Source organism: Streptomyces sp. NBC_01788 (assembly GCF_035917575.1).
In the GTDB taxonomy this organism is placed as follows: Bacteria; Actinomycetota; Actinomycetes; order Streptomycetales; family Streptomycetaceae; genus Streptomyces.
On sequence record NZ_CP109090.1, the window covers coordinates 7,715,926 to 7,729,574 of the forward strand.

At 71.6% G+C, this 13,649-nt stretch carries 10 protein-coding genes; 1 reads left to right on the forward strand and 9 read right to left on the reverse strand.

Annotated features, from left to right (window positions below):
- Positions 1 to 105: 105 nt before the first annotated feature.
- Positions 106 to 1,410 carry an extracellular catalytic domain type 1 short-chain-length polyhydroxyalkanoate depolymerase gene (locus tag OIE49_RS34330; RefSeq protein WP_326805700.1) on the forward strand — a complete coding sequence of 435 codons (1,305 nt, stop codon included), beginning with the start codon at positions 106 to 108 and terminating at the stop codon, positions 1,408 to 1,410.
- Between the two features lie 112 nt (positions 1,411 to 1,522).
- Here the strand turns inward: OIE49_RS34330 and OIE49_RS34335 are convergent, their stop codons facing one another.
- The 9 genes from OIE49_RS34335 to OIE49_RS34375 form a co-directional block, all read right to left on the reverse strand.
- Positions 1,523 to 1,999, reverse strand: coding sequence for an SRPBCC family protein (locus OIE49_RS34335; RefSeq protein WP_100572726.1), 477 nt, complete (start codon positions 1,997 to 1,999; stop codon positions 1,523 to 1,525).
- Between the two features lie 107 nt (positions 2,000 to 2,106).
- Entirely contained in the window at positions 2,107 to 3,150 is a 1,044-nt protein-coding gene (gene mgrA, locus OIE49_RS34340) for an L-glyceraldehyde 3-phosphate reductase (protein WP_326805701.1), read from the reverse strand.
- Between the two features lie 148 nt (positions 3,151 to 3,298).
- A complete protein-coding gene (locus tag OIE49_RS34345; RefSeq protein WP_326805702.1) occupies positions 3,299 to 3,706 on the reverse strand; it encodes a roadblock/LC7 domain-containing protein in 408 nt (135 codons plus the stop codon).
- Between the two features lie 130 nt (positions 3,707 to 3,836).
- Complete coding sequence (locus tag OIE49_RS34350) at positions 3,837 to 4,997, reverse strand: PP2C family protein-serine/threonine phosphatase (RefSeq protein ID WP_326805703.1); 1,161 nt, start codon at positions 4,995 to 4,997, stop codon at positions 3,837 to 3,839.
- A gap of 328 nt (positions 4,998 to 5,325) precedes the next feature.
- A complete protein-coding gene (locus tag OIE49_RS34355) occupies positions 5,326 to 8,124 on the reverse strand; it encodes a SpoIIE family protein phosphatase (protein ID WP_326805704.1) in 2,799 nt (932 codons plus the stop codon).
- A gap of 57 nt (positions 8,125 to 8,181) precedes the next feature.
- On the reverse strand, positions 8,182 to 10,707 hold the full coding sequence (locus OIE49_RS34360) for an ATP-binding SpoIIE family protein phosphatase (protein WP_326805705.1): 2,526 nt from the start codon (positions 10,705 to 10,707) through the stop codon (positions 8,182 to 8,184).
- Positions 10,708 to 10,835: 128 nt separating this feature from the next.
- Complete coding sequence (locus OIE49_RS34365; RefSeq protein WP_326805706.1) at positions 10,836 to 11,312, reverse strand: GNAT family N-acetyltransferase; 477 nt, start codon at positions 11,310 to 11,312, stop codon at positions 10,836 to 10,838.
- Positions 11,313 to 11,360: 48 nt separating this feature from the next.
- The gene (locus OIE49_RS34370) at positions 11,361 to 12,815 is read right to left on the reverse strand and encodes a glyceraldehyde-3-phosphate dehydrogenase (RefSeq protein ID WP_326805707.1); all 1,455 of its coding nucleotides are present in this window, start codon (positions 12,813 to 12,815) and stop codon (positions 11,361 to 11,363) included.
- Positions 12,816 to 12,988: 173 nt separating this feature from the next.
- Positions 12,989 to 13,435, reverse strand: coding sequence for an SPW repeat protein (locus OIE49_RS34375; RefSeq protein WP_100572720.1), 447 nt, complete (start codon positions 13,433 to 13,435; stop codon positions 12,989 to 12,991).
- Positions 13,436 to 13,649 lie beyond the last annotated feature (214 nt).

Here is a 13,649-nt window from a genome sequence, read left to right on the forward strand (position 1 = left end):
GAGTTACGGGTGGCTCCAGTGGTTGACGCGACGGTGCGACGCCTCTAGCGTGACGCGGCGCCTTCCCGAAATCGATGCGAAAGTTTCGAAACAAAGGATGCCGACATGCCCCGAACCCGAAGAAGGCCCGGACTCCGCACCTTGCTGACGGCCCTGCTCGCGGGTGTGACACCCCTGCTCGCGGCTCTCCTGCTCGCCGCGCCGAGCGCCCACGCCGCCTCGCTGACGGAGGTGACCGGATTCGGCGCGAACCCGAGCAACCTGCGCATGTACGTGTACCGCCCGGACAGCGCCCCGGCCCGGCCGGCGGTGCTCGTGGCCGTGCACTACTGCACCGGGTCCGGGCCCGCGTTCTACTCGGGCACCGAGTTCGCCTCGCTCGCCGACCGGTACGGCTTCCTCGTCGTCTACCCCTCGGCCACGCGCAGCGGCGGCTGCTTCGACGTGTCCTCGCCGCAGGCACTCAAGCGCGGCGGCGGGAGCGACCCGGTCGGCATCATGTCGATGGTCACCTACGCCCAGCAGCACTACGGGGCCGACCCGGCGCGCGTCTTCGTCGCCGGCGCCTCCTCGGGGGCGATGATGACCAACGTCCTGCTCGGCGACTACCCCGACGTGTTCAAGGCCGGCGCCGCCTTCATGGGCGTGCCCTTCGGCTGCTTCGCCACCACCGACGGCTCCGAGTGGAACAGCGCCTGCGCCAACGGCACCGTGATCAGGACACCGCAGCAGTGGGGCGACCTGGCCCGCGGAGCCTACCCGGGCTACACCGGCCCCCGGCCGCGCATGCAGGTGTGGCACGGCACCGAGGACACCACCCTGCGCTACCCGAACTTCGGTGAAGAGATCAAGCAGTGGACCGACGTCCTGGGCGTGGGCCAGACCCCCGCCTTCACCGACCACCCGCAGTCCACCTGGACCCGTACGCGCTACGGGGGCACCGGCACCCAGGCGCCTGTGGAGGCCATCAGCATCCAGGGGACCGGCCACACCCTGCCGACCTCGGGCATGGCCGCCCGCGCCATCTCCTTCTTCGGGCTGGACTCCACGACCACACCGCCGCCGACCGACCCGCCCACCACACCGCCGGCGGGCGCCTGCCGGGTGGCGTACACGACCAGCGCCTGGAACACCGGGCTCACCGCCTCCATCACGGTGACCAACACCGGCACCGCGCCGATCGACGGATGGGCGCTGGCCTTCACCCTGCCGGCCGGCCAGACCATCACCTCCGGCTGGAACGCCACCTACTCCCCGGCGAGCGGCGCCGTCACCGCCCGCAACGTCTCCTACAACTCGGCCCTGGCCCCCGGAGCCTCGACCACCCTGGGCTTCCAGGCCAACCACACCGGGAACACCGGCAGCCCGGCGTCCTTCACCCTCAACGGGGCCGCCTGCCAGGTGAGCTGAGCAGCCACGCGGACGCGCCCCGCCACCCCCACGAAAGCGGTCGTCGGGGCGGTCGGGGCGCGGGACAGCCGGACTCGGCGGCTCTCGCCGGGGCCGTGGGTTCCGTGGGGCCTCAGAGGGAGGGGCCGGCGTCCTCGGGGCGGATCCGGCCCCGCCAGGCCCCTGTCTCGCCTCCGTGCTCCTCGATGTACTGCTTGAAGCGCTTCATGTCCCCCTTGACGCGCCGGTCGACCACGCCCAGCATGTCCCCGGCCGTCTCCACGGTGCCGCTGGGCTCGACCTCCATGACCAGTTCCACCCGGGTGTGCGTGTCGTCGACACGCTCGAAGCGGACCGAGCCCTTCTGTCGGGTGTCACCGGTGGTGCTGCGCCACGTGATGCGCTCGTCGGGCAGCTGGTCGACGATCTCGGTGTCGAACTCCCGCCGCACACCGCCGATCCTGGTGGTCCAGCGGTTGTGGCTGTCGTCGAGCTGCCTGACCTCCTCGACGCCCTCCATGAACCTCGGGAACTCCTCGAACTGCGTCCACTGGTTGTAGGCGGCGTGGACGGGGACGTCGACCTCCACCGTTTCCTTGACCGTGCTCATCTGCGCCTCCTGTCTCTCGGACCGGCGGCGGGACGGGTGTCCCGTCGCGGAACAGCAGAGGCGACGGGTACCCGTGGGAGCCCGGTTCACGACCCGTTCGGCGTGGGTCAGCCGAGCTGCCCGGTGCGGGCGGACCGCCACAGGTCGACGCCGCCGTCGGTGGCGTGCTTGTCGATCTCGGCGAGCTCCTCGGCGCTGAAGTCCATGCGGTCGAGGGCGGCCACGTTCTGCTCGAGCTGCTCCACCCGGGAGGCGCCGATCACCAGGGAGGTGACGCGCTCGTCGCGCAGCGCCCAGGCGAGCGCCATCTGGGCGAGGGTCTGCCCGCGGCGGGCCGCCATGTCGTTCAGGGCGCGCAGCCTGCGCAGCATGTCCTCGGAGAGCCAGGCGGCGTCGAAGGAGGTACCCTGCGCGGCGCGCGAGTCCTCCGGCACGCCGTCCAGGTAGCGCCCGGTCAGCAGCCCCTGGGCCAGGGCCGTGAAACCGATGACGCCGAAGCCCTCCTCCTCCGCGGTGTCGAGCAGCCCCTCGTTCTCGATCCAGCGGTTGACCATGCTGTACGAGGGCTGGTGGATGAGCAGCGGGGTGCCCAGCTCGCGCAGGATGGCGGCGGCCTGGCGGCTGCGCTCGGCGTCGTAGGAGGAGATGCCGACGTACAGGGCCTTGCCCTGGCGGACGGCGGTGTCCAGGGCGCCCATCGTCTCCTCCAGCGGCGTGCTCGCGTCCAGCCGGTGGGAGTAGAAGATGTCGACGTAGTCCAGGCCCATGCGCTTGAGCGACTGGTCGAGCGAGGCGAGCAGGTACTTGCGGGAACCGCCGCCCTGGCCGTACGGGCCGGGCCACATGTCCCAGCCCGCCTTGGTGGAGATCACCATCTCGTCCCGGTACGGCGCGAGGTCCTGCTTCATCAGACGCCCGAAGTTGATCTCCGCCGAGCCGTAGGGCGGGCCGTAGTTGTTCGCCAGGTCGTGATGGGTGATGCCCAGGTCGAAGGCGCGCAGGGCGATCTCGCGCTGGGTCTCGAAGGAGCGGTCGTCGCCGAAGTTGTGCCAGTAGCCCAGCGAGAGGACGGGCAGGTCGAGCCCTGACTGTCCGGTGCGGCGGTAGCGCATGGTGCCGTGGTAACGCTCAGCATCCGCGACGTAGGTCATCGGGAGGTCTCCGGGTGGTGCGATGAGGGGGCGTCTCCCCGGGATCGGGGGGATGCCCCCACCTTGCTCCAGCATGATCCTGAAGTCCAACCGCTTCGTTCCATCGGACTCAGCGCCGGTGTTTCTGAATCGGGCGTACGGGGACGCCTCAGGAGTCGCGCGGCGGCGCGGTGAGGTGCTCGCCGAGCTGCTCGACGAGTTCGCTCATGGTGTGCCCGACGAGCCCGGCGTCGGCGTCCGCGGTGGTGATCACCGCCAGATGCGCGCCCTCGCCGGCCTCGACGATGAACAGCACCCCTCCGTAGAACTCGGTCATCGCCGAGCGGACCCCGCCGGTGCCGTCGCCGAACTCGACGGACGCGCCGTGCGACAGGGACTGGATACCGGCGGCGATCGCGGCGAGCTGGTCGGCCTGGTCGGGGGTGAGCTCCGGGGTGCGGCACAGCTTCAGTCCGTCACGGGACAGCACGAGCGCGTGCCGCGCGCCCGGGGTCCGCTCCAGCAGCCCCTCCAGGAGCCAGGTGAGCTTGTCGTCGGCGGTGGTCTGGCCGGTCATGAGGTGGTGTCGCCTTCCTGGGGCAGAGCCTGGCACTCGCCAGTTACACGTGTTGTCAACTGCCGGTCACTATACGAAACTTGGTGATCATCTTGGCAAGCCCCGGGACGGATCTCCCTGGTGGAACCGTTCAGCTGGGGGCCTGGGCCTGCACCATGCGGCCGAAGCGGTGAGCGGTGGGCGCGGCGGGGACGCGCCGGATCGCGATCAGCGCCACGTCGTCGTCGAGGCGCCCGCCGGTGTGGGCGAGCAGGTCACGCTGGACGTGGTGGAGCAGGGACTCCGGGGAGCCGTCGGTCCACTGGGCCGTCCGCTCGACGAGCGGATAGAAGACACCGCGGCCATCACGGGCCTCGACGGCCCCGTCGGTGTAGAGCAGCAGGGTGTCGCCGAGGTCGAAGGGCAGTACGTCGACCACGGAGCCGTTCGGGTCGGTCAGGCCCACCCCGAGCGGCGGGGCGGGGCTGAGGTCCGGCATCGTCACCGATCGGTCCGGTCTCAGCAGCAGCGGTGCCACATGGCCGCAACTGGTCAGCCGCACGATCGGTTCGTCGTCCGGGATCTCGATCAGCAGGGCGGTGACGAAGCGCTCCCCGGCCTCTTCCTCCGGTTCGAAGTCGGACAGATAGCGGGTGATGCTCCGCTCCAGGGAGGCGGCGAGCGAGGGCAGGGCGGCGTGGTGGTGGGCGGCCTCGCGGAAGGCGCCGAGCAGCAGGGCCGCCTCGCCGATGGCGGGCAGCCCCTTGCCGCGTACGTCGCCGATCATCACCCGGGCACCGTTCGGGGTGCGGGCTGCCGCGTAGAGGTCGCCGCCGATCGACGCCTCGTCCTCGGCGGCCAGATAGAGGGAGGCGAGCTGAAGCGGGCCGAGCCGGGTCGGCAGGGGCCACAGCAGCACCCGCTGGGCGGCTTCGGCGACCGACCGGACCTGGGCCAGCTCGCGGGCGCGGCGGTCGCGGACCGCGCACAGGGCCACGACCAGCAGGGAGAGCACCGCCAGGGCGATCATCTGCACGAACACTTCCCGGGACGGCAGGATGCCCAGCCGCCAGCCGGCGAACCCCTGGGCCGCCACCGCGGCGGCGCCGATGACCCCGGTGAACCACGGTCCCTCGAACCAGGCGGTGATCGCGGGAGCTATCACCAGCAGTGGCCCGAGCACGATGTCGGACGGGGCCACGATGTCGGACACGGTGATGAGGACGATGAGCGTGACCGGGATCAGCAACAGTATGTGGCCCGACTGCCGCCCCTGGGCCCGGTCCGCGAAACGCCCCTGCCAGGAACTCACGCCTACCACAGTGCACCGCTGCGCCAGGGCGTGCGAGCGCAGTCACCCGGTTCACCGGCCGGGTACGGCACCTCGTCCGGCCGTCACGGGCCCGTCCCGCCGCCGTAAGGCCCGGCGGCCGGCGCGCGAGGACGCAGACCCCGGAGTGCCCTTGGCGCCGGGCGCCTGTTCGGGTGGCACGCGCCGCCCGGCACCGAGCGGGCACGCACGGCTCGCCCGGAGCGAGGGCCGCCCGACGCGGACCCGGTGCGGCGGTCGCGCCGGTGACCGGGCGGGCCGGCGGTCTCGGGGGCCGGCTGCGGTATGGACGGAAGCCGAGTCGGTTCGTTCACCATGCCATCGCGTCCAGAAGTGCCTCCGGGTCCGGCTCCGGGCGGCCGTCCAGGCTCAGTTCCGCCCAGATCACCTTGCCGTGCGGCACGTAGCGCGTGCCCCACCGGTCCGCGAAATGAGAGACCAGGAACAGGCCCCGGCCGCCCTCGTCGGTGGTCGCCGCCCGCCTGAGGTGCGGCGAGGTGCTGCTGCCGTCCGACACCTCGCAGATCAGCGTGTGCCCGAGCAGGATCCTGACCCGCAGCGGCTCGGCGCCGTAGCGGATGGCGTTGGTCAGCAGCTCGCTGAGCACCAGCTCCGTGGCGAAGCAGGAATCCTCCAGCCCCCAGTCGTGCAGCCGACGGGCGACCTCCCCGCGTACCCGGGAGACCGCCTCCACGTCGAACGGCACGTCCCAGACCGCCACCCGCGAGGGATCGAGCAGCCGTGTCCGGGCGACGAGCAGGGCCACGTCGTCGCTCGGGTGGCCCGGCAGCATCACCTCCATCAGCGCCTGGCAGGTCTCCTCCGGCGTCCGGTCCGCGGGCGCGACGGTCTTGGCGAGCACGGACAGCCCCTCGTCGACGTCCCGCCCGTGGTCCTCGACCAGACCGTCGGTGAACAGCACGAGCCGGCTGCCCTCGGGCAGGCTGAGCTCACCCGACTCGAACGGATGCCCGCCCACCCCCAACGGCGGCGCCAGGGGAAGATCAGGGAAGGTCACCCGCCCCACGGGGTCGACCACGGCCGGTACGACGTGCCCCGCGCGGGAGATGGCGCAATGCCCGCCCACCGGGTCGTAGATGGCGTACAGGCAGGTGGCTCCCGTGACCGCGGACACCTCGCCGTCCGCGCTCGCCGTCTGGGTGTCAAGACGCATCACCATCTCGTCCAGATGACCCAGCAGCTCGTCGGGAGGCAGGTCCAGGGACGAGAAGTTCAGCACCGCCGTGCGCAGCCGCCCCATCGTCACCGCCGCGTGCAGCCCGTGCCCCACGACGTCGCCGACCACCAGCGCCACCCGGAAACCGGGCAGCGGGATGACGTCGAACCAGTCACCTCCCACACCGGACTGAGCCGGCCGGTACCGCCACGCCACCTCGAGCGCGTCCTGGTCGGGCAGGTCCCGGGGGAGCAGACTGCGCTGAAGCGTCACCGCCATCGCGTGCTCGCGGGAGTAGCGGCGCGCGTTGTCGATCGCCACCGCCGCCCGGGCCACCAGCTCCTCGGTGACCGCGACGTCCTCCTCCTCGAACCGGGGTGAGCCGGCACCCCTCCAGAAGTTGACCATGCCGAGGAGCACACCCCGCGCCCTCAGGGGCACGGTGATCAGCGAATGGATGCCGTGGTCGAGGACCCGGACCGCGCCCTGGGGATCCCGGGACCGCCAGTCCTGTGCGTGGTGCAGGTCCGGCACCAGCACCGCCTTGCCGCGTTGCAGCGCCGCCCCCATCGACGTGTCGGCCACCACGAACTGGATGAGGTCGCCCACCGGCTGGAGCGGGCTGCGCGCGTCCGCGTCGTGCAGCGCGGTCCGGCGCATCCGGTGCATCGCCCCGTTGGGCTCCTCTCCCTGCAGCACCGACTCCAGCAGCTCCACGGTGACGATGTCCGCCACCCGCGGGACCGCCACCTCGGCGAGTTCCTGCGCGGTGCGCCGTACGTCCAGCGTCGTGCCGATCCGCACCCCGGCGTCGTACAGCAGCGTCAGGCGTTCCCGGGCCAGCTCCGCCCGGCCCGACAGGGCCCGCAGTTCGGTGGTGTCGCGGAAGCTGGCCACCAGGCCCGGCGCGGTGCCGTACGGGGTGGTGCGCCGGGTGTTGACCGCCAGCAGCCGGTCGCCGGCCGGGAACACCGCGTCCGACGCGACCTCGCCGGACTTCAGCAGCCGCGTCATCTCCGGTCCCAGGCCCAGCTCCGTGACGTGCCGCTGGTCGGCGTCAGGAGGGAGGTCAAGGAGCCGCTCCGCCTCGTCGTTGGCGAGCAGCACCCGTCCGTCGGCGTCGGTGATCAGTACACCCTCGCGCACCGCGTGCAGCACGGCGTCGTGGTGCTCGTACATGCGGGTCATCTCGGCGGCGCCGAGGCCACGGGTCTGGCGGCGCAGCCGCCGGGTGACCAGGAAGGTGCCTCCGGTCGCGAGCACCACGGCCAGCGCCGCCGCGTCCAGCACCATCGGGATCTGCTGGTCGAGCAGGTGCCCCAGGGTCTGGTACTCGATCCCCGCGGTGACGATGCCGATCACGTGCCGGCCGGCGCCCTCCACGGGCACCACCGCGCGTACGGAGTCCGCCGGGCTTCCGTGGAAGGTCTCGGTGAAGGTCTTGCCCGCGATGGCGCGGCCGATCGCCTGGGCCGGGGTGCCGACCAGCCGCGGCTCCGGGTCGGTGAGCCGCACGCCGTGGTTGTTCAGCACGGAGATGTAGTCGACGCCGGAACTCAGCTGCGCCTTCTCCGCCGGGATCTTCAGCAGCGCCGACGGATCGGGCGACTGGAGGGCCACCGCCGTACCGGGTGCCTGGGCGAACGCCTCCGCGACGGCCAGCGAGCGCGCCTTGGCTATGTTCTCCCCGTCGTACCGCCTCTGGAGGACCACGGCGGTGGCGGCCGCGGCGACGAGCACCAGGACGACGATCACCTGCAACAGGAAGACCTGAGCGGCCACCGTGCCGGGCCGCCAGGACGGTGGAAAACGGAACCCGGTGGCGCTCCGGGCCGTCCAGGTCACCGGCCCGCCGCGTGTCTCAGCGTCCGCCCGACGCTCACCGAAAGGTGGTTGCGTCGCGCTTTGGGGCTGGCGGGAACGACCGACCATGTTGTCAGTTCTAACACCGTGGTTCCCTGCCGGGCGACCGGTATGTCCGCTCCATTACTATATGGATCGGTCAAGTCCTGAGGAGATCGATGGTTTTGCCCAGATGTCACTGGGGAGGGGCTGTTCCGCCCAGATCGTCTTGCCGGAGCCGGTGTACCGGGTGCCCCAGCGCTGGGCGAGCTGGGCGACCAGGAACAGACCCCGTCCGCCCTCGTCCGTGCTGCGCGCGCGCCGCAGGTGCGGGGAGGTGTGGCCGCCGTCCGAGACCTCGCAGATCAGGGTGCTCTCGTGGATGAGCCGCAGAGCGATCGGCCCGCGGGCGTGCCGGATGGCGTTGGTGACCAGTTCGCTGACGATCAGCTCGGTGGTGAAGGCCAGCTCGTCGAGGCCCCACTGGGACAGCCGGTCGCTGACGTCGTCGCGCACGACGCGCACGGCCGACGGGTCGGGGGGCACGTCCCAGGACGTCACACGGTCGGGGCTGAGGACGCGTGTGCGGGCGACGAGGAAGGCGACGTCGTCACGCGGCCGGTCGGCCAGCAGGGCGCGGACCATGACGTCGCAGATCTCCTCCAGCGGCCGGTCGGGGTGGGCCAGGGCGAAGCACAGCCGCTCGATCCCGACGTCGACGTCCTGTTCCGCCGCCTGGATCAGCCCGTCGGTGTAGAGGGCGACGACGCTGCCCTCCTCCAACGGGATCTCGGCCGACTCGAACGGCAGGCCGCCGAGGCCCAGGGGCGGGCCGGCGGGAATGTCGGGGAACTCCACGGGCTCGGTCAGGTGCGCGACGGCCGGGCTGGGGTGTCCCGCGCGGGCCACGACCATCGTCCGGGCGATGGGGTCGTAGATGGCGTACACACAGGTCGCGCCGGCCGCCGCCGGGCCCTCGGCGGCTGCCTCCGCCTCGTCCGACAGACGCATCACCAGGTCGTTGACGTGCGCCAGCAGCTCGTCCGGGGACTGGTCCAGGTCGGCCAGCGTCTGCACGGCGGCGCGCAGCCGGCCCATGCTGGCCGCGGCGTGCAGGCCGTGTCCGATGACGTCGCCCACCACCAGCGCGACCCGGGCGCCGGAGAGCGGGATGACGTCGTACCAGTCCCCGCCCACCCCCGACTCCGCGTCGGCGGGGAGATAGCGGTGGGCGACCTCGACGGCGTTGTGCCGGGGCAGGTTGGGCGGCAGCAGGCTGGTCTGGAGGGTGAGCGCGGCCTCGTGCTCGCGGGCGTAGCGCCGGGCGTTGTCCACGCACACGGCGGCCCGTGCCACCAGATCCTCGATCAGGAGCTGGTCGTCCTCGGTGAAGGGATCCGGGTTCTCCCAGCGCAGCAGGGTCACCACCCCCATCGTGACGCCGCGGGCCCGGAGCGGCAGCACCAGGTGCGTGTGCACGCCGAACCGGTTGATCCCGGTCCACCGCACCGGGTCGTCGGGCAGCCAGGGCGTCCCCGGGCCGAGGGCCTCGCGGCTGGGCTCCCCGCTGGCCAGGCACCGGTTCTGCAGCGACCCGGACGGGTACCGGATGGGTTCGCCGACCTCGGCGATCACCTCGGGCAGGTCCGGCCGGATCGACAGATGGGCCGCCCGGCGCAGCGTGATGGGGCCGTCCGGGGAGCGGGTGGGCGGCCCCTCTCCGGCGGTCGCCACGTCCAGGAGGTCGATGGCCACGAAGTCGGCGAGTTGAGGGACGGCGACCTCCGCGAGCTCCTGGACCGTCCGGCCCAGGTCCAGTGTGGTGCCGATGTGATCGGCGGCGGCGTTCAGCAGCACCAGCCGCTCGCGGGTGGGGTCGGGGGCGGTGACGTTCCGGGCGGCGTAGCAGATACCGAGCGTTCCGCCCGCCGCGTCGTGCAGCGGGAAGAAGGAGCGCGGCCGGGAACGCTCACGGCCGGCCCGCCCCGGCCTGCCGCGCCGGGGCGCCGCGTGGGCCACGGTCACCTGACGCTGCCCGGAGACCATCCCGCGCCGGGCATGCCGCGTCACAACAGCCGAACTCCGCCCCATCCGGGCACCGGCCGGGATGGTACTGGAAGGGGTGGTGGGGGAGGCGGCACCGGTCGGGGCGGCGCTGGAGGGGGAGGAGCCGGCCGGGGCGGTGCCGGCCGGGCCGGCGCCGGGAGTGACGGGGCCGGTCGCGGCGGGGGCGCTCGCGCCGGAGCCGGTAGGGACCGCGCCGGGCGTGGTGGGGCCGGTCGCGGCGGCGTCGGCAGGGGCGGGGCTCGTGGGACGGGTGGCGGCCGGGGCGGCTGCGGCCAGGAGCAGCCAGTCGCGGCGGTCGCCGGCGGTGAGCAGCGGGCACACCCGCACGGCGAGCCGTACCGCGTGGCCGACGCGGTCGTGGACCGTGAGCACCGCGTCCCCGGCATGACCGCTCCGGCACAGCCGGGACATCGCGGCCGTCGGATCGCGGCCGCGCAGCAGCGCCCGCGCGGGATGCCGCACGACCTCGGCGGCGGAGTAGCCGAGCAGGTCCTGGGCTCCCAGGCTCCAGTAGGTGATCAGCCCGTCGGCGTCGATGACCGCCACCGCCGTGGTCGTGCTGAACGGATCGCCCGGACTCGTACCGCTCGCGCCGTTGATGCCCATGCCTTCATCCTCATCCACGGGCAGGACCCCCACCAGCCAGGACCTCCACCGGCCGTGTTGCCGTCGGGGCCGGTGTACCGCCGCCCGGGAAACGGGTGGCGTGGGGGAGGCATGCGGGACGGGTGTGGCTAGGCCCCCGCCCCCAGTGCCTTCAGCGGCTCGTCGGTCAGCCGGTACACCGTCCACTCGTCCTGCGGGCGTGCACCAAGGGCCTCGTAGAAGCCGATCGCCGGCCGGTTCCAGTTCAGGACCGACCACTCGAGGCGCTCGTACCCGCGCTCGACGCACACCCGGGCCAGTTCCGTCAGCAGGGCCCGGCCGTATCCGCCGCCGCGGGCCTCCGGGCGGACGTAGAGGTCCTCCAGGTAGATGCCGTGCACGCCCCGCCAGGTGGAGAAGTTGAGGAACCACAGGGCGAAGCCCACCACGTCGCCGTCCGCGTCCTGCGCGATGTGCGCGAACGCCGCGGGCCGCTCGCCGAACAGTGCCTCGGCGAGCTGCTCCGGCGTCGCCCGTACCTCGTCCAAGGCCTTCTCGTACTCGGCCAGTTCGCAGATCAGGGCGTGGATGACGGGGACGTCGGCGGGGGTCGCGGTGCGAATCATGGGCGCAGTCTCACACACCGCGCCCCGCCGTCGGACAGCAGGTGCGGATCAGACCGCGGGCGCCGGGTAGGTCGGGTACTCCACCCCGGAGACGTACTGGACGACGCGGATGACCTGGCAGGAGTAGCCGAACTCGTTGTCGTACCAGAGGTAGAGGATCGCGTTGTCGCCCTCGACCTTGGTGGCGCCGGCGTCGACGATCGAGGCGTGGCGCGAGCCGATGAAGTCGCTGGAGACCGCGTCGGGGGCGCTGGTGAAGTCGATCTGGCGCTTGAGCGGCGAGGTCAGCGACACGTCGCGCAGGTAGTCCAGGACCTCCTCGCGGCTGGTCTCGCGCGCCAGCTGCAGGTTGAGGATGGCGATCGAGACGTCCGGCACCGGCACGCGGATCGAGCTGCCGGTGATCTTCGCCGTGAGGTCGGGCAGCGCCTTGGCCACGGCAGAGGCGGCGCCGGTCTCGGTGATGACCATGTTGAGCGGCGCGGAGCGGCCCCGGCGCTCGGCCTTGTGGTAGTTGTCCAGCAGGTTCTGGTCGTTGGTGAACGAGTGGACGGTCTCCACGTGGCCGCGCAGCACGCCGTACTCGTCGTCCATCGCCTTCAGCGGCGGGACGATCGCGTTGGTGGTGCAGGAGGCGCAGGACAGGATCTGCTCGTCCGGCTTGATGGTGTCGTGGTTGACGCCGTGGACGATGTTGGGGACGTCGCCCTTGCCCGGCGCGGTCAGCACGACCTTGTCGATGCCGGGGCGCAGGTGCCTGGACAGGCCCTCGCGGTCGCGCCACTTGCCGGTGTTGTCGATGAGGATGGCGTCCTTGATGCCGTACGCCGTGTAGTCCACCGACGCCGGGTCGTCGGCGTGGATCACCTTGATCTCGTTGCCGTTGGCGATGATCGCGCTGTTCGCCTCGTCGACGGTGATCGTGCCCTGGAACTGGCCGTGGATGGAGTCGCGGCGCAGCAGCGAGGCGCGCTTGACGAGGTCCTCGGAGGCCCGGCCGCCGCTTCCGCGGACGACGATGGCGCGCAGCCGCAGACCGTTGCCGGAGCCGGCCTTCTCGATGAGCAGGCGGGCCACGAGCCGGCCGATGCGGCCGAAGCCGTAGAGGACGACGTCGCGTCCCTCGCGGCTCTCGATCTTGTTGGCACCGGTGGCGCCGGCGACGGCCTCGGCGGTGAACTCCTCCACCGACAGGCCGCGGGCGTCCTCGCGGTACGTCGCGGCCAGCATGCCGATGTCTATCTGGGACGGCCCGAGATCGAGCGTCGTCAGGGCCCGCAGGAAGGGGAGCGTCTCGGTGACGGACAGCTCCGCACCGGCGATCTGGCGGGCGAACCGGTGGGTCTTGAGGATGCTCACCACCGACTTGTTCACCAGGGAGCGGCTGTGGAGGAGGACGGTGACGTCCCGCTCCCGGTGCAGCTTCCCGATCATCGGGATCATCGACTCCGCGATCTCTTCGCGGTGCTTCCAGTTGGTGAACGAGTCGTCGTTGACAGTCACAGATCTATCTTTCGAGCTAGGCGGCGCTCATATGCTAACCCCACGGGTTGTTGATCATGACAGTGGGCCGTACCCGCTGTCGTGCGAGGTACGGCCCACGGCCGGAAAGCCTCTGTGGCCAGGTCCCTTCGGTGCGTACGGGGTACGGGTCGGGCGCGCGCCCGGCGTCATCGTCACCGGCGCCTGCGGCGGGTCATTCCGACGGTGAGCCCCATGGTGGCGAGCCCCAGCAGGGCCGTGATCGCGCCCACCCAGGCGTTGTTCCAGATGATGCCCGCCCGGGAACCGTGGGCCGCGGTCACGACCCAGGGGGAGATGATCAGCCACACGCCGAGCGGGGCGACGATCCATGCCAGGCGGAACATGCGCTCGGGGGCCAGGGTGAGGCCGAGACCGACCAGGGCGACGGTGATGCCGATGATCAGGTTGTTGACGGCGAGACTCGGCTGGGCGGCGAAGTGCACCACCCACGGGGAAATCGCGGCGTAGACACCGGCCAGGACGATCATTCCCTCGATGACGATCGCCCGGTTGCTGGCGGCCGTCCGTTCGAGGCGTTCTCGCATCTCGGCGATCTCCGGGTGCGAGCTCATGCCGGTGGAGTGCTGCGGATACGACATCGCTGCCGTCTCCTCTCCATGAGATTGCCAGTGTGGAGTCCTCCTACAGAACCAAATTCCCCCTTATGTCGCGTTTATATCTGCTTGCCCCCATCTATGTGGTGAGTTGCGTCACAGTGCGGGCCCTCGGTGGTGAGTACGGAACGGTCCGTCCGCGAGGGGCGCGGAGCCGTCTGTCAATCTTGTCGGGCGTGCGTCAAGAAAACGCCGATGA